Here is a 24,427-nt window from a genome sequence, read left to right as displayed (position 1 = left end):
CGCCACAGTGCTGTATTTTTGCAGGATGTGGAAAATCTTTTTACACAATGTGTGTGAATAATCGGACCTTTGCATGGGAATTTCCTGCGCTTTAGTGGATAACCATAGTAGTGTCAGTGGATAACTGACATTTTGCTTGTGGATAACCTGTGTATGAGGCTTAATAAATTTAATAACTAAGGAGGGGGTATTAATCGGAAAAATGCCTTTACCTTAGTTTGTACGGCTTGAAAAAGTTTACAATTTCTTAACGTAGCTATGACCCCTATAGAATGCGGGAAAATGCAGATATCGATTGTAAAAACAACAGGAAAGGCCCATTGACAGTAACCTTTTTTTAACTTTTTTTAATACACTAACCATAAATGGATCTCAATCTTAAGAAGGACCGCAATGTGCGCAGAAAACCGTCCATTGATGTGTCATCCTTGGTGTATGGCAAGATACCACCACAGGCTAAAGAATTGGAAGAAGCTGTTTTGGGAGCCGTAATGCTGGAAAAAGGTGCATTTGACACCGTTATCGAGATATTGAAAGGGGAGTGTTTTTATGTAGAAGCTCACCAGATTATTTTTAGTGCGATGACCCGCCTGGCGGGTAAGTCGATGCCGGTGGATATCCTCACCGTAACAGAAGAGCTGAAATCAATGGGCTCACTGGAACAGATCGGCGGACCATTCACCGTTATGAAGCTCACCAACATGGTGGTGTCTTCCGCGAATATCGAAGCACATGCCCGTATCATCCTCCAGAAATTTATCCAACGGGAACTGATCCGCATCTCAGGGGAAATCCTTACAGAGTCGTATGAAGACACTGCGGATGTGTTTGACCTGCTGGACAGCGCCGAATCAAAGTTATTTGAAGTAACCAATAACCACCTCCGTAAAAACTACGATTCCATCGACCGTGTACTGGTAAACACCATGAAACGTATCGAGGACCTGCGGAATAAAGGAGATGATATCACCGGGGTACCTTCCGGGTTCCCTTCACTGGACAAAGTAACCTATGGCTGGCAGTCCACGGATCTGATCATCATAGCTGCCCGTCCTTCTGTGGGTAAAACCGCCTTTGCGCTGAACCTCGCGCGAAATGCGGCCCTTCACCCCCGCTTCCCGAAAGGCGCAGCGGTATTCTCTTTGGAAATGTCGTCCGGCCAGATTGTACAACGTATCCTCTCGGCCGAGTCAGAAATAAAGCTGGAAAAGATTTCCCGCGGTAAGCTGGAAGAATATGAAATGAAGAAGCTGATGACCCACGGTATCGAACGCCTGGCAAAAGCACCCATCTTCATTGATGATACCCCGGCCCTCAACATCTTTGAACTGCGCGCCAAATGCCGCAGGCTGGTACACAACCACGGCGTAGGCGTTATCATCATCGACTACCTCCAGCTCATGAGCGGCAGCAGTGATGGCAAAGGCTCCAACCGTGAACAGGAAATCAGTAAAATTTCCCGTGACCTGAAAGGACTGGCAAAAGAACTACAGGTACCGGTGATCGCCCTCTCGCAGTTGAGCCGTGATGTGGAAAAACGTAAAGACGGTAACAAAATGCCGCAGCTGAGTGATCTCCGTGAATCAGGAGCCATTGAACAGGATGCGGACATGGTAATGTTCCTGTACCGTCCTGAATATTATGAAATCAACACCAATGAAATGGGCGAATCCAATAAAGGTGAAACCCACGTTCGTATAGCCAAGCACCGTAATGGTCAGCTGGATACCATCAAACTGAGAGCCGTACTGGAATATCAGCGTTTTGAAGATGATGGCAGCCTGGAAAACCCCGGTGGCGGCGGCAATCCCTACGCAGGTATGAACCGTAACCAACAAGGTGGCGGTGGCAACGATGAAGCGAAACTGTACATACAGAAGGGATCCAAGATGAACGACATGAACTTCGATGAAGGATTTGAAGATGCACCATTTTAGCGCATAAAAAGATATTGCTAAAAGCCGGCATCGAAATGATCGCCGGCTTTTTTTATGGGTTTCGTAAGACAAACCCGTGGAACACCAATAACAGAACAATCGATGAAACAGCTGTATTTAAAGTACAAAGGGCATTACAAAGACAATTTCAGTTTAGCCTACCCCGTAGTTATTTCCCAACTGGGACACACGTTAGTAGCATTATCAGATAGTATTATCATTGGTCATACCGGGAAAGTGCCGCTGGCGGCAGTATCCCTGGGAAATGGCTTGTTTTCCGTATTTATGGTAGCCGGTATCGGTATGTCGTACGGACTAACCCCGTTGATTGCACAGGAAAACGGCCGTGGCAACAAAGGCGCCATCGGGCATTTGCTGAGCCATAGCCTGATCATTAATATGGTGGTGGGCGTGTTGCTGTCGGCTGTTATCTATTTCGGCAGCGGCTATTTATCATTCCTGCACCAGGAAGGCGATGTAGCAGACCAGGCCCGCCCCTTCCTGCGTTTCCTGGGCTTCTCCTTTATTCCGCTGATGCTGTTCCTTTCCTTCAAACAGTTTGCGGAAGGGCTGGGGTTCACCCGTCAGGCTATGAACATCAGTATCATCGGGAACGTGCTGAATATCCTGATCGGGATTACGTTGGTGTACGGCCTGTTCGGGTTACCCCGGATGGGTGTGATCGGCGTGGGGATAGCCACTTTTACCGACCGTCTTATCATGGGGATCACGATGGCTTTTTATGTGCTACGCGCACCCCGTTTTAAACCATACCTGCAATCATTTGGGTTTAAAAACCTGAAGGCCGCGGCCATTAAAAAGATCCTGGGCATCGGTACGCCGGTAGCCCTGCAATACCTGTTTGAAGTAAGCGCTTTCAGCGGCGCCGCTATAATGGTGGGCTGGATGGGCGCTGCGGAACTGGCGGCTCACCAGATAGCGCTGAGTCTTGCTGCCATGACCTACATGATGGCCAGCGGTATTTCCGCGGCAGCAGGTATTAAAAGTGGTAATAATTTCGGGAAGAAAGACTTTGGCGCACTGCGTTTATCCGCTATCGCCAGCTATCATATGGTATTGCTGCTGATGGGCGCCGCCGCGTTGTTGTTCACACTGGGCAATCACCTGTTGCCGTCATTTTATATCCAGGACCCGCAGGTGATCCAGATCGCTTCGCGCCTGCTGATCATTGCGGCATTCTTCCAGTTGTTCGACGGCATGCAGGTGGTGGGGCTTGGTATTCTGCGTGGCCTCGGCGATGTGCGTATTCCTACCGTGATTACGTTGCTGGCCTATTGGGTGCTGGGCATTCCTTTGGGGTACCTGTTGGGGATCAAATTGGATTACGGCGTGGAAGGCGTATGGTGGGCGCTGTTGCTGGGCTTACTGGTGGCTTCTGTGCTGCTGTTTGTGCGGTTCCAGATAAAAACAAAAAAACTACGGATATCATCTGCCGGATAAAATCCGTAAACTATCTTCGCACATCAGGATAATTAAAAAAGATATGTCAGTTTTTTACGCGCCGGAAATACAGCAGGATGCCACCATGTATACGATGAATGAGGATACTTCCAAATATTGTATCCAGGTGCTTCGTTATGAAAAGGGCGATGAGGTATTGCTGGCAGATGGCCGCGGGCATAAAATCACCGCAGTAATCACCGACGATAACCGCAAGAAATGTGTAGTAAAGATCCTTTCGTCTGAAACGATGCCGGCTCCGGCGCGGGCATTGCGGATAGCCATCTCTTTTACAAAAAATGCCTCGCGTATAGAATGGTTCCTGGAAAAGGCCACGGAGATTGGTATTCAAACCATTATTCCGCTGGTAAGCCAGCGTACCGAGAAGGAAAAATTTAAGCCGGAAAGGTTGCAGAATATCCTGGTATCGGCGATGCTGCAATCGCAGCAGTTTTATTTACCGGAATTGCAGGAGCCACAGGCATTTGATAAGCTGGTGAAGAATAATAAAGATCCGCAGCGGCTGATCGCGCATTGTTTGCCGGAGCAGAAAACCCCGTTGCAACAGGTGATGCAGCCCGCAAAGGATACCCTTATACTGATTGGCCCGGAAGGTGATTTTACACCGGAAGAAATAAAGCTGGCGCTGGATGAAGGTTATGTACCGGTATCATTGGGAGATACCCGCCTGCGTACAGAAACGGCGGGCATGGTGGCGGTAACGCTCATGAATGCATGCTGATAAGTGTTTATAAAAAGAAAGGGGGAAGATGTTATTCATCTTCCCCCTTTCTTTTTATAATTATTACTGTGGGCGTAATCCCGCACAGATCTTTTTCGCAATCTTCGGCCCCTCATAAATGAACCCGGTATACACCTGTACCAGCGACGCGCCGGCATCCAGTTTTTCCTGTGCATCTTCTGCGGTGAAAATGCCGCCTACAGCGATAATGGGAATACTGCCCTGGCTGTGGGTGTGGATATAACGGATCACTTCTGTTGCTTTCTTTTTTACAGGCAAACCGCTGAGTCCACCGGCGCCGATATCATTTACTTCCGCGGCAGGCGTTTTTAATCCCGCCCGGCTGATAGTGGTATTGGTGGCTACGATGCCGGCCAGTTTTGTTTCCTTTACTATTTCAATGATATCATCCAGTTGTTCGGTAGTGAGGTCCGGTGCTATTTTAAGTAAGATGGGCTTAGGTTTCACTTTCTGCGCATTCAGCACCTGGAGGTGATGCAGCAGTTGTTTCAGCGGCTCTTTCTCCTGTAAGGCCCGGAGGTTTGGCGTGTTGGGGGAGCTTACATTTACCACGAAATAATCTACTACATCATACAGCGCATGAAAACACTTTTCGTAGTCGCTCACAGCTTCCTCATTCGGGGTCAGTTTATTTTTCCCGATGTTCCCGCCTACTATAATATTGGATTTTTTGCGTTGCAGTCTTTTTGCCGCGGCAACGGCGCCTTCGTTGTTAAAGCCCATACGGTTGATGAGGGCTTTATCTTCCGGCAGGCGGAATAACCGTGGTTGCTCATTACCCGGCTGGGGCAGTGGCGTTACAGTACCTATCTCCACAAAACCAAAACCGAGGCAGGCCAGTTCATCAATGTACTTCGCATCTTTATCGAAACCAGCTGCGAGCCCTACAGGATTGGAAAAGGTGAGTCCGAATATTTCACGTTCCAGGCCCGGGGTTTTTACCCCACAGAAGGCATTCATGATATTCTTGCCAAGTGGCAGCGAGTAAATTGTTTTCATACCACGCATTACGCTGTGGTGAATACTTTCCGGCGGATAGCGGAAAAGGAAGTTTTTGATCAGGTTGTACATTGCGGGAACAAAGATAAGCATTACCCGATTGGGAGCAAGAAGGGGGGCGAATTTTGTATGGTTTGGGGTAAGACAAAATTCGCGTAAGTGAAAATCCTTCCTATATTTGCCCTTCATCATGCTGGAGCTCCAAACATTTGAAGCATTATTTAAGGAAAACCATGCTCATTGCCTGGCCTTTGCCACTCACTACACCGGGGATGCCCATGTAGCGGAGGAAATAGTACAACAGGTATTCCTGCGGTTGTGGGAAAAAAGGGATACGATCACTATTACAGGCCCGGTGAAAGCATATTTGTTTTCCGCTATCCGTAATACCGCCATCAGCCAGTGGCGTAAGGATATTGTGCGCTCGGAAAAGGAGAACGGTTATGGGAAGGTAACAGAAATAACGGTGGGTGCGGGGGAAGAAGTGAAGGAGCTGGAGCGGTTGTACCGGCAGGCACTGGAAAGGTTGCCGGAGCGCTGCCGCGAGGTATTTATCCTCAGCCGCCAGCAGCATATGAAATATGCAGAAATAGCGGAAGCAATGAATATTTCCGTAAAAACGGTGGAAAACCAGATGGGCAAGGCCCTGAAGATCCTCCACCAGGAGTTGAAGGAATACCTGCCATTGCTGACAGGGTTCCTGTTCTAAAAATATTTCCGGTCGCATAGGGGCATCTGTATTTCCCGTGCGTCTTATTAATATAATACCGCCCGCAAGGCGGCGACTGTAAAAACTTACAACAACTAATGACACCATCTTTTCCTAACGAGGCACTGCCCGATGAGGCGCTGTATACCTTGCTCTGCAAGTATCTGCTCAATGAAGCGGATGAGGAAGAGCGTGCGTGGGTGGAAGCATGGAAGGAAACAGATCCCGGTAATATGACCCTGCTGGTGTCGCTGGGAAAAGTATTGGATACCGCTGCGGCCAATGAAAAAACAGTGGCGGCAGATACCGGTTCTGCCTGGGCGCAGCTTCGGGAAAAAATGGACGACAAGCCGGCATTAATTGCCGTCAGGTCCAAACCCCGCTTCACCTGGCTGAAAATTGCCGCTGTACTGGTGGTAGCGTTGGGCGCAGGACTGTGGTTCCTCACCCGCAATCATCCGGACCAGGTATATGCCGGCCCGGTAAGTGCGGAACTGAGCGATGGAAGCAAAATACAGTTGTCGGCCGGCGCAAGGATGGAAGTAGCCAGGGGCTTTAATGACCGCAACCGGAAAGTAACACTTACCGGTATGGCCAGTTTTGATGTAAACGGCAGCGCGGAAAACCCGTTTGTGATTATACTCGGCCGCAACGAAGTAAAGGTACTGGGTACCCGGTTTATGATCAACTATGAGCCCGGCGTCGCCACGCTGAAAGTACACGTCAGCAGCGGCAAGGTAATGGTGATCAATCATGATAAAAAAGACAGCGTGATCCTCACCGATGGCATGTTGCTGCAGCATGATAACGACAGGCCTGCTTTCCGTATCGCTTCTCACGTAACAGATATGGGTAAAAGGTCATTATCGTTCCAGGATACGCCACTTGAAGAAGTACTGCATACGATCACAGAAGTATATGATATCAAAATAGAAGTGATGGATACCGACCTGCTGAAACTGCCGGTGCGGGCCAGCTTCACAGATGAGTCAACAGAAGAAGTGATGAAATCACTGGCACTTATGCTGAACGCATCATATGAAAAAGTAAACGACCGTCAATACAAATTAAAATAAGTTTTAGCCGTCAACTAAAGCTGTAGTCACACTTTCAATTTAGCTATACTATGTCGTTAGCCTTAAAACTGCTGACGGGAATATTAATATTTAGTTTCCCCTTCCAGGTTTTTGGGTGGGACTGGCAAACAAGAGTAACGGTAGTAGTAAAGGATCAGCCCCTGGAGGCGGTATGTGGATTACTGGAAAAAGAATATGGTATTCATTTTTCATATAGCAGGGAACTTGTCAACTTGTCCCGGAAGGTTACGTTAACCGCCCACCAACAACGGCTTAAAAAATTGCTGGACGAATTGTTTTCTCCCGATGATATCCGGTTCACCCGTGTGGGGGACCAGATCATATTGTCGCCCGCGCAACGCAGCAGCCGTACTATCAGTGGTTATATTAAAGATGCGGTCAGTGGTGAAAGCCTGATTGGCGCCACGGTTTATTCTCCTGCGCTCAAACAGGGCACTACTGCCAATCAATATGGTTTTTATAGTTTAACCACGGTGAAAGATACCAACAGCCTGTTGATTTCCTACATAGGCTACAAGCCTTATCTGCAGAAGGTAACGGCTAAGGGCAACCAGATGATTAACGTTCACCTGCAGCCGCTTGGCAGTTTAAAAGAAGTAGTGATCAGCGCGAAGGAAGGCAGCAAGCTGCAGGAGCAAACGCAGATGAGCAGGGTAAACCTGAGCACCTCTGATTTGCAGGCGATGCCGCGACTGCTCGGCGAAGTGGATGTAATGCGCGCTTTGCAGTCGCTCCCGGGTGTAAGCGGAGGCCCGGACGGCGCCGGTGGTTTGTATGTAAGAGGTGGCGGTCCTGATCAGAACCTCGTGCTGATAGACGGTACCCCCGTATTTAATTTCTCTCACTTCTTCGGTGTATACTCTATGCTGAATGCCAATGTGGTAAAAACAACGGACCTGTATAAAGGCGCGTTCCCGGCGCGTTTCGGCGGCAGGATATCTTCTGTGGTGGATATTGCAATGAAAGAAGGAGATATGAAAGCCTTTCACGGAGATGCCTCCCTCGGGTTCATTGCGGCTAAGTTTAATATCGAAGGACCGATTGTAAAAGACAAAACATCCTTTATGTTTTCTGCCCGCCGGTCTTATCCGGATCTGCTGATCAATGCAGCATTACAGGCAGAAAAGACATTGGGTGATGATGGCGATTTCAAGGCATTCTTTTTTGATGTCAATGCAAAAGTGAATCATATATTTTCTCCCAAAGACCGGCTCTTTTTAAGTTTTTATAAGGGAGAAGATAACCTGTTGCTGAAACAGACAACAGACGATACTTCCCGCATCATCAATTCGTCGAAATATATCGGTGAAAGCCTCCGCTTCCGGCTGGGATGGGGCAATACAATCGGGGCTATACGATGGAACCACATCTACAGCCCCAAACTGTTTTCCAATGTAACCCTGAACTATTCTCAATACGAATTTTTCACAGAGATCGAACATAAATATAAGCTGGCGGCTTCCGGTGAAAAGTCGGATGTATACGGACGATATAACTCCGTGATGGAGAATAATGGCGGCAGGATAGATTTTGACTACCGCCCGGATCCCCGCCACTCCGTTCGCTTTGGCGCTATCACCACCGTGCATAAGTTTAAGCCCGGCTACTCCACTTTCGAAGACAGGGATAGCCATGTAATACCGCTGGATACGATTGATGCATCGATGAAGGTAACCGGTTATGAATTGTCTTTGTATGCGGAAGATGACTGGCAGATCCGGCCTGATTTTTTTGCCAATATAGGCATGCACGCGTCTGCATTTTTGGTGGAAGGCCGCTTTTATTATTCCCTGCAACCCCGGCTGGGACTGCGTTACCTATTGCCACGCAACTGGGCTGTGAAGGCGGCTTTCACACATATGACGCAGTATATTCACCTCTTGTCCGGCGATGGCGCCACGTTGCCTACAGATATATGGGTGCCTTCCACACAACATGTGGCGCCTATGTTTTCACGGCAGTTAGCTGCCGGCATAGCTAAAACTACCGCCAACCTGAAGTATGAATTTTCACTGGAAGGATATTTCAAATCCATGCACAACGTGATTGAAACCAGGGAAACCAATGGTATTATTACCCCCGCCACCACGCGGTGGGATGAAAACGTAACGGTGGGTAAAGGCTGGAGCTATGGTGCGGAATTAATGATGCAGAAGAAAAAAGGCAGTACCACGGGATGGGTGGGTTATACCCTGGCCTGGTCTACCCGCCGCTTCCCCGATGTGAATAACGGGGAGATTTATCCTTATAAATTTGATCACCGGCATGATATTGAACTGGTGCTGGTACAGCAACTGGGGAAACAATGGGAACTTTCTGCCTCCTGGCATTTTAACAGTGGTACGCCGTTTACTTTGCCGGTATCCACTTATGCGGCAACAGAGGGCGCTTCACCCTGGGAGCCGGGTACCGGGAATACCAGTATCGATCATTTCGATAACCGGAATAATTACCGGGGCTCGGCTGTTCACCGGCTGGATGTAGGGGTTACCTGGAGTAAGCAGAAAAAGCACTGGACACGGAGCTGGAACCTGAGTGTGTTTAATGCCTACAACCGGAAGAATCCTTATTTCTATTTTATCAGTGGAGATGCTGCCGGACAGAAACGGTACCTGTCGAAAGTAAGCATTCTGCCTATATTGCCCAGTATTACTTATTCAGTTAAGTTTTAAAGAGATGTGTATGAAATATTTTTTCGTAGGTGCGATCGGGTTATTCATGCTATTGAGTGCATGTGAAAAAAGGGAAGAGATCAGGTTGCCTTATGAAGGCGATAAAATAGTGGTGAACACACTGATACAGCCGGATAGCGTTATCTATATCCGGGTAACGCGCAGCGTGCCTTCCAATGTATACAACGATGCCGGGTATAACGACATCCCCGGCGCCACCGTAACGCTTACAGCAAACGAGGCATCGGTATTGCCGTTGCAGGTACAAACAATTAAAGGGCTCTCCTATTATGTTTCCAGTCAGAAAGCCATACTCGGGCAGCAATACAAAGTGGCCGTATCCGCGGCGGGATTACAATCAGTAACGGGTACGGATACACTGCCGCCGGCACCGTTGGTGTCTAAGCCAGGTGCGCAGCGCGGCAGCAGCCGGGTACAGTTTACACTACAGGACATGCCCGCCTCCGCCGATTATTACCGGATCCGTATTTATATGACAGATGCCGCCACCGGGCTGGGCGCCTTCCTGCTTTTCAGGCTGGATCCCGCCTTTAATAATAACATGGTTGAATACTTTTCCAAGGGCAATTACAACAGCCTGATCATGAACGATGAACGCTTTAACGGTAAACCGGTAAACTTCGTTTTACAAACAGCGGATCCCATCATGAACGCCGGTGAAATAACGGTAGAAGTAAGCGCGCTGACCAACAACACCTACCGGTACTTTAGTACCCTGGCGGCACAAAGAGACGCCGGAACGACCCTGGGTTCCCATGTAAGGGTGTTTACCAATGTTACAAATGGCTACGGCATTGTTGGCGGTATAAATACCAGGAAGATGATAGTTAAGATACCGTAATTTTCTGTTGCCGGCTTACCGGCTGACGCGATATAACATAGATAAATAAGATAATATCACAGTTAAAACGTCGCGGCTTAAAGAAACGGCCATGCTTTAAGCCGTTTTACCTCCCTATATTAATACTTCGCTATATTTTTGTTACCCCGTTTTTTATCTTAAAAACCTGCTCTATTTTTAGGATATATATTTTTATATGCCTGAACAATTCCCCGTTGATCTTATTCAGCGGCTACGTACTGGTGATTTTAAGCTATTTGAGCTGATTTTCAATACTTACTGGGAAGAACTGTATGCCTACGCAGCAAAGGTTACGGGTAGTGAAGAGGATGCCCGTGATATCATACAGGACTTGTTCGCCAGTATCTGGGAGCGCCGGCAGCAGCTGGAGCTGCATACCCATATCCGTTACTACCTGTTTAGTGCGGTAAGGAAACAAATCCTGCGTAAGTTCCGCGACGACGGATTAAAAGAAAAACATCTCGAAAAATTTATCACCCATAGTGAGCTACGCTCGGAGCTTACCCTTAATTCCCTGATCCATAAAGATATTCTGAACCAGCTGCAGCATGACCTGCAACACCTGCCGGAAAAAGAAAGACAGGTATTTGAATGGTACCACTTTGATGAACTGAGCATCCGCGAAATAGCCATGATGCATGGTACTGCCGAGCAAACGGTGCGTAACCAGCTTGGAAACGCCTACAAGAAAGCCCGCCCACTGCTGAACCGCCTGTTAATGTTCCTCTGATTTTTCCCTCCCGTGTTACCTTAATGTTAAGCCCGGATTCCCGATAGTTAAAAAGGATGGTTTATGCAACTTAGTCATAAACATCACACCTTGATCCGATCAAAAATAAATGCACTCATCGGTAAATACCTGGATGGCAAAGCTACCCCGGAAGAGGAGCAATTGCTTACCCACTGGCTGGATGCACTGGCGGAAGATGCCCCTCCGGCAACGGGGCAGGATCCCCGCAGCCGGGAACAGCTGCGCCGCAGCATTTTAAAGGTCATAAAGCAACGTACAGGCCGTCCGGCTACCATGTATCCTATATGGAAGAAGATGGCCGCTGCAGCAGCTGTATTGCTGCTGGTGGGCATAGGCAGCTGGTGGATGATGAACCACCGGCCATCCCAAAAGATCGCCTGGCAGGAACTGCGTACGGCCATCGGGGAAAAGAAAATGCTGTTGTTGCCAGACAGCAGCCGGATCTGGCTGGGAGCTAATGCCGTACTGAAATACCCGGATCATTTTACGGATACCAGGCAGGTGCAGCTGGTATCGGGAGAAGCATTTTTTGATATAGCGCTTGCGCCCGGCCAACCTTTCAGCGTTACCACCGATAGCCTGCAGGTGCAGGTATTGGGCACCTCGTTTCACATCAGGGCCTATCCCCGGCAGCTGCTGGAAATAGGGGTGAGTACCGGGAAAGTGAGCGTTAACAAAGGCGGCCAGGTAATGGGCATCTTAACAGCTAATCAATTACTGCAGGTTAACAGAAATAATTATACTTTCTCTCAGCTGTCTGTATCCTCACCGGATATCAACGGCTGGAAGCAGGATAAAATAGTGTTCGATAATATGCCCGTTATGGATGCACTGCTATTACTGGAGAATTATTATCCGGTAAAATTCCACGTTAAAAGGGCAATTGACAGGCAAATTAGCGGATCGCTCAATATGCACTTAACGATTGCGCAGATCATAAATGTACTGGAAGATCTTACGGATCATCAGCTGAAAATAACACCTGCCGGCGCAGGAAATTATACTATAGATCAATAAATATTTATTCCCTGAACTGAAATTAAAACACCGGTTATGAATGTACGTAGTACTCACTTGCGTACAAGGATTTCTGTGAAACAGATATTTCTTGTAGCGCTTATGCTGTCGCTATGCGGCAGCGTCATGTCCCAGCAAAAAACAGCCATCGTGCAGGAGCTGCATATCACAGCAGGCCCGCTTGCAGATGCGTTGAAAATGCTGCAAAAACAAAGCGGCGCCGACATTGTTTACGATGCCGCTTTATTAAAGAACCTGACGGTAAAAACACAGGACTTCCGTTCACAGCCTATAGAAGAAGTGCTGCGCACTTTGCTGAAAGGAAGCGGGTTCCAGTTCTCCGCCACAGAAGGCGTGTACATCATTAAAAAAGAAAAGAACAAAACAACCGTAACCGGTAAAGTTACCGATGAAGAAACCGGTGTAGGTTTACCCGGTGTAAGCGTCCTGGTAAAAGGAAATACACAGGGCAGCATCACTGATCCAAACGGCGCTTTCTCTTTACAGGCAGACCACACCAGCGACACCCTGTTATTTACTTCCCTCGGATATAAATCTACCCGTTTGGTATTAAACGGGCAGCAACGGGTAGCTATAAAACTGAAATCCGATGCCAGCCTGTTAAGCAGCGTGGTAGTGGTAGGTTATGGTTCCACCACCAAAGGCGATCTTACCGGGGCCGTTTCCCATGTAGGCGCCGAAAACTTTAACAGCGGCGTATTCAGTTCCCCCGAACAGCTGTTACAGGGAAAGGTACCTGGTCTGAACATTACCCGCAGCGGCGATCCAAACGCTACACCGGCGGTGATCCTGCGCGGTCCGTCTACTTTCCGCGACGGAGAAGCACAGCAACCTTTCTATGTAATTGATGGAGTACCGGGCGCCAATATCCAGCTCGTATCTCCTTCGGATATCGTATCAATGGACGTGCTGAAAGATGCGGCATCTACTGCTATTTATGGCGCACGCGCTGCAAACGGCGTAATTATGATCACTACCCGCCGCGCGAAATCCGGTCAAAGCTGGATCAGCTACAACGCCTATGTGGCCAATGAGCGCATCTCCAATTCCATCGACATGATGTCCAGCGAAGAGCTTACGAAATACCTGCAGGACAATGGCAAAAGCATCACACCGGCTTATGATGATAAGGCCAACAACGACTGGCAGAAACTCGTTACCCGCAATGGTTTGTCGCACAGCCATAACATTTCGTTTGGCGGCGGCAATGAGAAAACAGTATTCGACGGAAGCGTAAACTACCTGCAGAATAATGGTATCATGCAATCGTCATCACTGGAACGGCTAAACGTAAGAGCCAACCTGGAACAACGTGCGTTCAACGACCTGTTGAAGCTGAACCTCTCCATCAGCAACAGCTTAAGCACACAAAACCAGATCCCGGAAGCGGTGTTTATGAACATGCTGAACTATATGCCTACCGTGAATATCTTTAACCCGGATGGTACTTATAAAGAAGATTTCTCGCGTACGCGCAACTACCTGAACCCGGTATCTCTCATCAAAAACAACAGCGACCGCACCAAAGACAAGATCATGCTGGGCAATGCCCGTGCTGAACTGAACCTGTTGCCAGGCTTGCGTTACACACTGAACCTGTCTATGCAGGACGAGCAGATCAACCGGGATATTTATAATAACCGCGCATCCGGTCTTGCACAGGGCGTTAACGGAAGAGCTACCCGCAGCGCCTATACGAATACACGTAAAGTGCTGGAAACCTATTTCAACTACGATGTGCTTTTTGGTAAACACGACCTGCGTTTACTGGCCGGTTACTCCTGGCAGGAAGATCGCCGCGGCGATGGATTCCAGACCTCTAACCAGGGCTTTGTATCTGATGCCACACAAGGTGATAACCTGGGCCTCGGAAGCCCCGATGGCGCCTTCCAGCCTAACTTTGGCGCTACCCGCATTCAAACCCTGCGCTTCATCTCCTTTTATGCAAGAGCCAATTACCAGTTTAATGAAAAGTACCTGTTGATGGCTTCCGTAAGAAGAGATGGTTCTTCTGCCTTTGGCGCAAATAACCGCTGGGGATATTTCCCGGCTGTATCTGCCGCCTGGAAAATGAATAAGGAAAGCTTCCTCTCCGGCGTGTCCTGGATAGAAGATCTTAAACTGCGTGCAGGCTATGGCGTTACCGGTAACTCACTTGGCTTCGATCCGTTGATAGCCACGCTCCGCTACGATATCACCGGTAAATTTTACAACAATGGTAAACTGATCAACGCCATCGGACCGGTACAGAACGATAACCCCAACCTGAAATGGGAACGCACCGGGATGGCTAATATAGGAATGGATTTCACCACATTGAGAGGACGCCTGGGCTTTGCTGTGGACTATTACGACAAACGTACCACCGACCTGATCTACTCTTACAATGTACCCGCTACCCAGTATTTTGTTGGTAACATGCTGGCAAACGTAGGCTCTATGAGCAATAAGGGGATTGAGTTCCAGGTGAACGCAGTACCGGTGAAAACGGCCAGTTTCAACTGGACTACCTCCGCCAATATTGCGCATAATAAAAACCGGGTGCTCTCCCTCTCCAACGATATTTTCTCCGTGAAATATATTGAAACCGCAGAACTGGGCGGAAGAGGACAATCAGGCAATAAATCACAGCGGGTGGAAGGCGGATATGCACTGGGTTCTTTCTACCTCTGGCAATACGTGGATAAAAACGCTGCGGGTCTTTCACAATTCCGTGATGCCAAAGGCAATCTCGTTACCGGCCCCACTTCCACCGACCGCGTATACACCGGGGATGCACAGCCAGCGTTTACCTACGGCTGGAGCAACAGCTTTACCTGGCGTAATTTTGATGCCAACATCTTTTTACGTGGCGTATCAGGAAACAAGATACTCAACGCTACACTGGCTAACCTGAACGCGCCTTATGAAGCCGGTATTATCAACATCCCGCAGTATTCCAAACAGGAGTCGCCAGGTGATGTGAATGCACCTTACATTTCTTCCCGCTACCTGGAAAATGGTTCTTATCTCCGGCTCGATAATGCTACTATTGGCTACACGGTTCCCATGCATAATAAGTATCTCAGGAAACTACGTTTATACGTTTCCGGTAATAACCTGTTCGTCATTACCGATTATTCCGGTATTGATCCGGAAATCAATATGGGCGGACTTACGCCGGGAATTGACAACAGCAATTTTTATCCCAAGACACGTTCTTTCCTCTTTGGTTTAAACGCAACATTCTAAAAACTGACGGTTAAAAATAGCGACATGAAAAATATTTTTATCACAGGAATAGCACTCAGTTTTACATTACTTTCCGCCTGTACAAAGCTGGATGTAAATGTGGAATCTGAATATGTAAAGGAAAATTTCCCCACCACGCCCGATGGCTTTATCGCCGCATCCGGACCTATTTATACACAGCTGAGTGGTGGATACGCTGTGGACTACTGGCGCATGCAGGAACTCTCTACCGATGAAGCCATTATCCCCGCCCGTGGTGGCAACTACGTGGATGGAGGGGTGTATGCGCAGCTGCACAGGCACTCCTGGACAAAAGATCATACCACAGTGAAAAATGTGTGGAGCTGGGCTTTCGGCGGAGTGAACACCTGCAACCGTATTCTCGCGCTTTTTGAAAAGGCGCCCGACAGTGATTCCAAACCGCTGGCAATGGCCGAGGCCCGGGCGATGCGTGCGTTGTATTACTTTTACCTGATGGACCTTTATGGTAAAGTGCCCATCATCACTACTTTTGGTAATCCAACACCACCCGAACAATCTACCCGTGAAGAGGTATTTAATTTTATAGAGAAGGAATTGAAAGATGTATTGCCATTGCTGAGAAGGGAAAGAGGACAAGTTACCTATTCCAAACCTACAGCATGGTTTGCTTTTACACTGCTGGAAAAAATGTACCTCAATTCAATGGTATATACAGGCAAACCCCGGTATAATGAAGTGGTGGCAATGGCAGATAGTATCCTGACCGGCAGTAAGTATGTGCTCGATGATAACTACACCAGCATTTTTATGCCTGATAACGGACCCGCTATCATGGAAACCATTTTTGCTATTCCTTATGATGGATATGTGATCAAAGGCAACCAGTTTTCCCGTTTCGGATTACATCCAAACCTGGTCGCAAAATACTCATTGCCTTTCCGTCCAAGTATTGCTATGAGTACCATCGGTTCCTTCTATGATAAATTCAATTTAACAGGAGATGTCCGTAACAATACCTGGCTGGAAGGACCGCAGTTCAACCCGGACGGCGCCCCCATCATGATCACCACTACTAATAAAGGGCTAAACGATAAGTATACCGGCTCCGAACCTACGAAGGAAATCAAATGGCAGCTCACCTTCTCTAAAACCATGACCTTACGTGTAGATACCACCATGGATATTGGTAATGACGAACTGGCAAAAGCCTCCGGTGTGCGTTCCATTAAGTACTATCCTGATAAAAACACAGAACCTTCTGAGCGGAACTCCAATAACGATGTGCCCGTTTTCAGGCTGGCAGATGTGATGCTCATGAAGGCAGAAGCCATTCTGAGGGGAGCTGCTCCCACAGCGGTAAAAGGAGAATTGCAGGATGCCGATGTATTGGTGAATAAGATCCGCACCCGGGCACATGCGCCATTGGTAAGCGGCATCAACCTCAGCGGCCTGCTGGAAGAACGCGCCCGGGAATTCGCCTGGGAAGCGTGGCGCAGGAATGACATGATCCGTTTTGGTGTATTTGAAAGCGCCTGGGGTTTTAAATCAGATGCAAATATCTTACACCGTATTTACCCTATACCTGTAGATGAAATCACGTTGAATCCAAAGCTGGTGCAGAATCCAGGCTACTAATAACTACAACTGATACAAGCTGTTTAAAGCGGTATTTTCCTGCCTCCGGGCAAGGAAATACCGCTTTTTCCCTTTTGCGTAAGTCGTTTTCCTGATCCGAGCATTCACCCCCAATTTCCTGCTGTACTTTTGTGAGATGTAAATAATACCCCGGAGTTATTAGCCATACATAGTCAATACATCCGTTGTTTGCCACCACCATTTTCTAAGGTAAAGAGTGATGAATTAAGTCCTGACAGCGGCCCTGACCGGCCGCTGGAGGCACAAACCCATAGGCCCATGTGTAATTACCAGACATTATACCACGGCGCTGCAGGATATGTGATCCGCTGCCCGCACTGCAAAGGCATTCAGTTAGCTTTTGGTACAACGGTTGTTAACCTTGATATCACCGAATTTGAATGCTTCAAAAAAATGGTCAACCGGCTATCGGATGACCATTACCATACCTCAGAAAATGAGAAGATGATTTGTTTACCCCTGCCGGCCGATCATGTAATGATGTTGGTAACCCCCGCTGAAATAACTGCGCTGGCAAATATAACAGCGGAAGTACAGGCATTGATCGATGCATACGACATCCTGGAAACGTCCTCCGGATGCGAGTCTGCCGGCTAGTGATGAAAGCCTCCGCCTTCTTTTTGTGAAAGGGGTGTTCTTACCGGGTTTTCTTCAAAATATTTTACAGCGCGCGTATAATCCTGGATCAGCATATCAGCCATATCCCGGCTGAAACCGTGACGTATCAATATGCGCTGTACTACAATGTCGCTGGCGCTTCCGGTGAGTGGATAAGATGCGATCTGCCAGCCGCGGGAACGGATTTTATCAGAGATGTCGTACAATGTAAAGCCATGATCGCCCGGCTTCAATGTCCAGCAGGCGCCGGGAAGACCGCCTTTACCATTGTAAAGGATCTCAAAGTGTCCCAGTTTTTCGATGGCCGCTGAAATATATTGCGCGTGATCCAGGCATGCCTGTTGCAACTTCGCATATCCTTCCCTGCCATGCCGCAGCAGGTTATAATATTGCGCTACAATTTGTCCGCCGGGCCTGGAAAAATTTAATGCAAAGGTGGGCATATCTCCTCCCAGGTAATCTACCCGGAAAATCAGTTCTTCCGGCAGGTCTTCTTTCTCACGCCATACTACCCACCCCACACCTAATGGACTCAGCCCGTATTTATGGCCGGAGGCATTAATGGATTTTACCCGTGGAATACGGAAGTCCCATACCAGTTCCGGTGAAACAAAGGGGGCAATAAACGCACCGCTGGCGGCATCCACGTGAATAGGAATATCCCAGCCTTTTTCTTTTTGCAGTTTATCCAGTGCCTTTGCTATTTCCGCAACCGGTTCATACATCAGTGTGAAAGTAACGCCAAAGGTAGGCACCACGCCGATAGTGTTTTCATCTGCCAGCTCCAGTACTTTCTCCGGCGTTAAATTATATCTGCCGTGTTCCATACCTACTTCACGCAACTCCACATCAAAATACCTGGCAAATTTATGCCAGCACACCTGTACCGCGCCACATATTAAATTGGGTTTATCGGTGGATTTACCGGCCTGCTGTCTTTTTTTACGCCATTGCCATTTCAGCGCCAAACCACCCAGCATGGCCGCTTCGCTGGAACCCGTAGTGCTGCAGCCCATTGTACTGGCGCTTCCCGGTGAATTAAACAGATCAGCGAGGATATGCACACACCTGTTTTCAATTTCAGCCGTCTGCGGATATTCATCTTTATCGATCATATTTTTATCCAGGCATTCATCCATGAGCTTATGCACATATTCATCCAGCCATGTTTGACAGAATGTGGCAAGGTTCATCCTCGAATTGCCATCCAGCATTAATTCATCATGCACCAGGTGATACACGGTGCGCATGTCCTGCGCCTCTTCAGGCATTTTATATTTAGGAATACTTTCTTTACTGTCTGCAGATGCGTATAAACCTAAACGGGAATTTTCATTTTCCTTCTTCTTAATAAATAGTGGCATAACAATGTGGGCTTAATTGTTAGAAAATTCGTTTTGAAGTTTAACAACAAGAGCAGCAACTTGTTCAGCCATCATCAAAATTGATTTTATCTGAACAAATAGGGAATGACTTGTGTTACCTATTACGATTGAAATTATGACCATATTCTTCTTCTTATAATCCACATATAAATGAGTTGGTTACAGCATACATTCCAGGAATATCCTGAACTGGCCGTTTTCCTTACGTTGTCGGCGGGATTTTTTATAGGTAGCATACGGGTCGGAAAATTTTCGTTAGGATCCGTAACTGGTGTTTTGTTGATGGGAGTAATTGTTGGGCAGATGGATATACAGGTATCTGCCAATGTGAAGTCGGTCTTTTTCCTTATGTTTCTTTTTGCGGTAGGCTATAGTGTTGGACCGCAATTTTTTCGTGGTTTGAAAAAAGATGGATTGCCACAGGTATTGTTTGCCGTGCTCATGTGCGTGGTTTGCCTGGTGGCGCCCTGGTTGCTGGCACTGGCCTGCGGCTATAACGTAGGACAGGCCGCTGGTTTGATCTCCGGCTCGCAAACTATTTCTGCTACCATGGGAGTGGCTTCAGATACTATTAACCAGTTAAATGTATCTGCAGAACAAAAAGCTGCATGGATCAACTCCATGCCGGTATGTTATGCAGTAACCTATATTTTCGGAACAGCAGGTTCCGCGTGGTTATTATCCAGCATTGCGCCTATGATGCTGGGAGGAATTGAAAAAGTAAGGGCTGCCTGTAAAGAGCTGGAGAAAACAATGGGCGCCGGTGATCCCACGCAGGACCCCGGTATGCGCTCCGCCTTCATCCCCGTTACATTCCGCGCTTATACGATAGATGCGCAATCAACTGCCGCAGGAAAATCTGTAAAACAACTGGAGGCTGAATTGCTGCAACGCAATCACCGCCTGTTTGTGGAACGTATCCGCCAGAAAGATAAGAAGCTGGTGGAAGCCACGCCGGATTATGTAATTAATTCCGGTGATGAAATTGTACTCAGCGGCCGAAGGGAGTTTATTCTCGGAGAAGAACATGGTATCGGTACAGAAATCGTAGACGTGGAGTTGTTGAACTTCCCCGTGGAAAATGTACAGGTATTTGTGATGAATAAGAACGTAGTTGGAAAAACAGTGAAAGCACTACGGGCGATGGATTACATGCATGGTATCCCGGTGCAGAGTATCAGGCGCGCAGGAATAGCGATGCCGGTGTACCCGGAGGCAGTATTGGAAAGAGGGGATCATGTGGAGCTGGTAGGATATAAAAAAAATATGGATAAGGCTGCCAAAGAAATTGGCTACGCGGATATTCCTACCGATAAAACGGATATGATCTTTGTCGGGCTTGGTATTGTGTTGGGTGGCCTCGTAGGCGCCATGAGCATTCATGTGGGCGGGGTGCCGCTCAGTTTGAGTACCAGTGGCGGCGCGCTTATAGCAGGACTGGTATTTGGCTGGTTACGTTCACAGCATCCTGCCTTCGGCAGAATTCCGGAGCCTGCTTTATGGGTAATGAACAACGTGGGTTTAAATACTTTCATCGCGGTGGTGGGAATCACCGCAGGGCCCAGCTTTGTAGCGGGTTTCAAGGAAGTGGGATGGGGACTCTTTTTAGTAGGTATTGCCGCTACCGCTATCCCGTTGTTATCGGGCGTGCTGATGGCCAGGTATATTTTCAAATTCCATCCGGCGCTGATACTTGGTTGCACTGCCGGGGCCAGAACCACTACCGCCGCGCTTTCTGCTATACAGGAGGAAGTACAGAGTAACCTGCCCGCATTGGGCTATACGATTACATATGCGGTGGGCAATACCCTGCTCATTATCTGGGGCGTGGTGATTGTGCTGCTGATGACCTGACGTTGTGAATAACTATTCATCATAAATGAAATATCCTGTGACAGATACATTTACCCGTTGCTTCTGTTTGTCTTTGCGTTTACCCGTTTGCGTTATAGCTGTATTCACCTGGTCGGTGCAGGTGCATGCACAATCAGATACGGCTGAAAACGGTAAGGGGCTGACCCGTAACATGATTGAAGGCGGCAAAATGCAGGGGTTTCTTTTTACAGATGTAAAGGGTATCCGGCTACAGTTCAGCGGATATGTGCAGGCAGATTTTATCCACGACTTCAGTGAGATAGGTAACATACACGCCATGCAGCCATCTACGATAACCGTTCCCACGGTGAGTGATGGTAACACGGCCTTTACAATCAGACAGTCCCGTTTTGCTTTTACCGCCTTTGGCGCCCCGGACGCTAAAGGACGCGCGCTCAAAGCCGTGCTGGAATTTGATCTGTGGGGTAATTTGTCCGGCGCTCCAAGATTACGCCATGCTTATATCCAACATGGTAAATGGACTTTCGGCCAGTATTGGAGCAACTTTATGGATGGCGACAACTGGCCGAATATCATGGACTACTGGGGGCCCAACTCCTACATATGGACACGCCAGGTACAGCTGCGCTTTACACAGGCATTGTCTGAATCAATGATGTTCTCCGTTTCTGCCGAACAACCCGGTGGCGATATTTCCATTCCCTCCACCTGGAGCAGTAAAACCATTTATCCGGATGTAACAGCTGCCTTTCAGAAAACCTTTGGCGTAAAAAACGCCAGCCATGTGCGGTTATCCGGCCTGCTGCATCCAATCGATTATAAAAACGGTGACGCAGATACGAAAACAAGCATAGGCGGCGCCTTTAATATCTCCGGAAATATTAACCTCTCTAAAAACGATGATGTGAAATTCCAGTTTGCCTACGGCAGCGGCTATGCGAAATACAGTGAAGACATCAGCGGGCAGGGATACGATGGATACGCTGCCGCCAATGATAAAAGCATCAGCAATATCAGTATGCTGGCCACCTGGCTGTACTTCGATCACTTCTGGACAAAGAGCCTGGGATCTACTATCGGGTATGGTTACCTGCAACTGAATACACCGGATCTCAATATGCCCGTGGGCACACTGAAAGCAACGCACTACGGTTCTTTTAATACTACTTATTATTTCACTTCCTTCTTTAAAATAGCTGGTGAAGTGTTGTATGGGAAACGGGTAAATACGGATGATACATCCGGTGATGATGTCCGCGCCCAGTTCAGTGCATTCTTCAAATTCTGATCATCTGCATAAAAATAAATACTCATGAAAGTTATCGTTGCGCTTCTCCTGTTGCTCACCCTGAATGTTACCAGCGCTTATTCCCAGAAGCATACAAAGCCGGTTGATTATAACGCGGTTATTAATGAAGCCTACAACTTATTCAAAAATGAGCAATCGGGTAAGAATGCAGACTATATCCCTTTTCTCGACAGGGCAAATGCAGCAATGTATGGTATTGTGATTGTTACCAAAGAAGGACAGGTATACCAGGTGGGAGAAACTAAATTTGAATTTGGAATTGAATCAGTAGAAAAAGTATTCACCCTGTGTATGGCGATGGAGATTTTTGGCGACAGCGTGATCCTGGAGAAAGTAGGCGCCAGTCAAACCGGGCTGCCTTTTAATTCTGTACCGGCTATTGAGCTGGATGACAAAAAACCATCCAATCCCCTCGTAAATGCCGGCGCAATGGCCACCACCAGCCTGCTTACCGGCCATTTTGGCCACAGCGGTGCCTGGGAAAAAGTGGATGCATACTTCGCAAAATTTGCGGGCCGTCAACTTACTATCCTCGATGAGCTGTATAAATCGGAGGCGGCCAACAACCAGCACAACCAGGCTATTGCTATGTTGCTGAAGTCATACGGTTATATGTATGACGATCCGTTATATGCCTGCGATTTTTATACAAAGCAATGTTCTTATGGCGTAACTACCCGCGATCTGGGCATTATGGCCGGCACACTGGCAAACGGCGGCGTAAATCCCATTACCAAAGAAAGATTGATAAAAGAGGAATATGTACCTAAAGTGCTGGCTATTATGGGTACCACGGGGTTATATGAAACCACGGGCGAATGGATGTTTAAAGTAGGGCTGCCCAGCAAAAGCGGCGTGGGCGGCGGTATTATATCCGTGGTACCCGGCAGGTATGCCATCGCTGTTTTTTCACCGCCGCTGGATAAAGCCGGCAACAGCGTACGTGCGCAGAAAGCCATCCAGTATATTTCCGGTAAGCTGAACGCCAACATCTACTCCGGTAAATAACCAGCAGCGCCTGAAACGTAATGGTGAACGGTAACGGCTATGCCGTAGCTGTTCACCAATTATTTTTTCCGGGTTAATTCGTAAATTCATAAAACAAGTTATCATATTAACATGTTTTAGAGCTATGGATGTAAAGGATTATTATAAGATTCTGGGAGTAGAGAAAACGGCAACAGCTGAACAGATTAAAAAAGCCTACCGTAAACTGGCGGTAAAATATCATCCCGATAAAAATCCCGGTGATAAAGCCGCTGAAGATAAATTTAAAGAGATCAATGAAGCCTATGAAGTGCTGAGTGATGCCGGCAAGCGCAAGAAATATGACCAGTTTGGCGAAAACTACAAACATTATGAACAGCACGGAGGCCGGCCGGAAGACTACGACTGGTCGCAGTTTGGTGGTGGGGGCGGACAGCGCCGCACCTACTCTTATGGCAGCGGCGATATGGGTGATATGTTCGGCGGCGGCGAAGGCAATTTCTCCGATTTCTTCGAACAGCTTTTTGGCAGCCGGTTTTCAGGCGCAGGCGGCGGCCGCCGCCAACAGCAGGGACCCGGCAGGGGCCGCGATGTACAGGCAACAATGGATGTGTCCCTGGAAGATGCTTATACCGGCGCTACCCGGCAGGTGGAAGTAGGTGGCAGCAGGCTCAATATCAAGCTGAAGCCGGGACTGTATGAGGGCCAGGTGATCCGCCTGAAAGGAAAAGGAAACCCCGGCCGCAAAGGAGGCGAAAACGGCGACCTCCTCATTACCGTGCACCTGGCGCCACATCCGCAATACGAACTGAAAGGAAAAGATATTTATACCGATCTGGCAGTGCCGCTGTATACCGCCGTACTGGGAGGCAAACTAACCGTAAACACACCGGGCGCTTCCCTGAATATGAATATTCCGGCAGGAACAGACAGTGGCAAGGTTTTTCGTTTGAAAGGCAAAGGAATGCCCGCATACGACAACAGCGGAACAGCCGGGGATCTATACATCAAAGCAATTGTACATATACCGGCAAAGCTTTCCGACAAGGAAAAAGAATTGTTTCAGCAACTCTCACAATTAAATGAGGATGGCCATGCTTAAACCTTTGAAAG

At 48.0% G+C, this 24,427-nt stretch carries 18 protein-coding genes; 16 read left to right on the top strand and 2 right to left on the bottom strand.

What is annotated here, in order from left to right; genetic code table 11:
* Nucleotides 1-365: 365 nt before the first annotated feature.
* From dnaB to V7S65_RS18540, 3 genes are all read left to right on the top strand, one after another.
* Nucleotides 366-1,937 carry a replicative DNA helicase gene (gene dnaB / locus V7S65_RS18550; protein ID WP_079469554.1) on the top strand — a complete coding sequence of 524 codons (1,572 nt, stop codon included), beginning with the start codon at nt 366-368 and terminating at the stop codon, nt 1,935-1,937.
* A gap of 102 nt (nt 1,938-2,039) precedes the next feature.
* Entirely contained in the window at nt 2,040-3,398 is a 1,359-nt protein-coding gene (locus tag V7S65_RS18545) for an MATE family efflux transporter (protein ID WP_079469553.1), read from the top strand.
* Nucleotides 3,399-3,441: 43 nt separating this feature from the next.
* A complete protein-coding gene (locus V7S65_RS18540) occupies nt 3,442-4,140 on the top strand; it encodes a 16S rRNA (uracil(1498)-N(3))-methyltransferase (protein ID WP_079469552.1) in 699 nt (232 codons plus the stop codon).
* 63 nt (nt 4,141-4,203) lie between these two features.
* On the opposite strand, the gene V7S65_RS18535 is transcribed toward V7S65_RS18540, so the two are convergent.
* A complete protein-coding gene (locus V7S65_RS18535; RefSeq protein ID WP_339546166.1) occupies nt 4,204-5,253 on the bottom strand; it encodes a quinone-dependent dihydroorotate dehydrogenase in 1,050 nt (349 codons plus the stop codon).
* 97 nt (nt 5,254-5,350) lie between these two features.
* On the opposite strand from V7S65_RS18535, the gene V7S65_RS18530 reads away from it, so the two are divergent.
* From V7S65_RS18530 to V7S65_RS18490, 9 genes are all read left to right on the top strand, one after another.
* Nucleotides 5,351-5,869: an RNA polymerase sigma-70 factor gene (locus V7S65_RS18530; protein WP_336387522.1), complete on the top strand. Its 519-nt coding sequence runs from the start codon at nt 5,351-5,353 to the stop codon at nt 5,867-5,869.
* A gap of 98 nt (nt 5,870-5,967) precedes the next feature.
* Nucleotides 5,968-6,945 (top strand): FecR family protein, encoded by a 978-nt coding sequence (locus V7S65_RS18525; RefSeq protein ID WP_336387521.1) that lies wholly within the window; start codon nt 5,968-5,970, stop codon nt 6,943-6,945.
* A 50-nt stretch (nt 6,946-6,995) separates the two neighbouring features.
* Nucleotides 6,996-9,638, top strand: a complete 2,643-nt coding sequence (locus V7S65_RS18520) for a TonB-dependent receptor (protein ID WP_336387520.1) — start codon at nt 6,996-6,998, stop codon at nt 9,636-9,638.
* A gap of 10 nt (nt 9,639-9,648) precedes the next feature.
* Nucleotides 9,649-10,500 (top strand): DUF4249 domain-containing protein, encoded by an 852-nt coding sequence (locus V7S65_RS18515; protein WP_336387519.1) that lies wholly within the window; start codon nt 9,649-9,651, stop codon nt 10,498-10,500.
* A 196-nt stretch (nt 10,501-10,696) separates the two neighbouring features.
* Nucleotides 10,697-11,251, top strand: a complete 555-nt coding sequence (locus tag V7S65_RS18510; protein WP_111576869.1) for an RNA polymerase sigma factor — start codon at nt 10,697-10,699, stop codon at nt 11,249-11,251.
* A 90-nt stretch (nt 11,252-11,341) separates the two neighbouring features.
* Nucleotides 11,342-12,289, top strand: a complete 948-nt coding sequence (locus V7S65_RS18505; protein WP_336387518.1) for a FecR family protein — start codon at nt 11,342-11,344, stop codon at nt 12,287-12,289.
* Between the two features lie 75 nt (nt 12,290-12,364).
* Nucleotides 12,365-15,541: a SusC/RagA family TonB-linked outer membrane protein gene (locus tag V7S65_RS18500; protein ID WP_336387517.1), complete on the top strand. Its 3,177-nt coding sequence runs from the start codon at nt 12,365-12,367 to the stop codon at nt 15,539-15,541.
* A 24-nt stretch (nt 15,542-15,565) separates the two neighbouring features.
* A complete protein-coding gene (locus V7S65_RS18495; protein ID WP_336387516.1) occupies nt 15,566-17,158 on the top strand; it encodes a RagB/SusD family nutrient uptake outer membrane protein in 1,593 nt (530 codons plus the stop codon).
* A gap of 279 nt (nt 17,159-17,437) precedes the next feature.
* Complete coding sequence (locus V7S65_RS18490; RefSeq protein WP_079469543.1) at nt 17,438-17,776, top strand: DUF6686 family protein; 339 nt, start codon at nt 17,438-17,440, stop codon at nt 17,774-17,776.
* On the opposite strand, the gene V7S65_RS18485 is transcribed toward V7S65_RS18490, so the two are convergent.
* Nucleotides 17,773-19,161, bottom strand: a complete 1,389-nt coding sequence (locus V7S65_RS18485) for a glutamate decarboxylase (protein WP_336387515.1) — start codon at nt 19,159-19,161, stop codon at nt 17,773-17,775. The two genes, V7S65_RS18490 and V7S65_RS18485, sit on opposite strands and share 4 nt — an antisense overlap.
* Nucleotides 19,162-19,332: 171 nt before the next feature.
* On the opposite strand from V7S65_RS18485, the gene aspT reads away from it, so the two are divergent.
* The 4 genes from aspT to V7S65_RS18465 all read left to right on the top strand — a co-directional run bounded on the left by aspT (nt 19,333) and on the right by V7S65_RS18465 (nt 24,416).
* Entirely contained in the window at nt 19,333-21,036 is a 1,704-nt protein-coding gene (aspT, locus tag V7S65_RS18480) for an aspartate-alanine antiporter (RefSeq protein WP_336387514.1), read from the top strand.
* 37 nt (nt 21,037-21,073) lie between these two features.
* Nucleotides 21,074-22,306 (top strand): DcaP family trimeric outer membrane transporter, encoded by a 1,233-nt coding sequence (locus tag V7S65_RS18475; protein WP_339546162.1) that lies wholly within the window; start codon nt 21,074-21,076, stop codon nt 22,304-22,306.
* Nucleotides 22,307-22,330: 24 nt separating this feature from the next.
* Complete coding sequence (gene glsA / locus V7S65_RS18470) at nt 22,331-23,335, top strand: glutaminase A (RefSeq protein ID WP_336387512.1); 1,005 nt, start codon at nt 22,331-22,333, stop codon at nt 23,333-23,335.
* A 124-nt stretch (nt 23,336-23,459) separates the two neighbouring features.
* The gene (locus tag V7S65_RS18465) at nt 23,460-24,416 is read left to right on the top strand and encodes a J domain-containing protein (protein ID WP_336387511.1); all 957 of its coding nucleotides are present in this window, start codon (nt 23,460-23,462) and stop codon (nt 24,414-24,416) included.
* Nucleotides 24,417-24,427: the final 11 nt, after the last annotated feature.

The sequence above is a fragment of the Chitinophaga sp. CCNWYY40 genome, from assembly GCF_037483205.1.
Lineage (GTDB): Bacteria > Bacteroidota > Bacteroidia > Chitinophagales > Chitinophagaceae > Chitinophaga > Chitinophaga ginsengisegetis.
The sequence above is the reverse complement of the archived record's forward strand: the minus strand, read 5'-3'. Positions and strand labels throughout refer to the sequence as shown.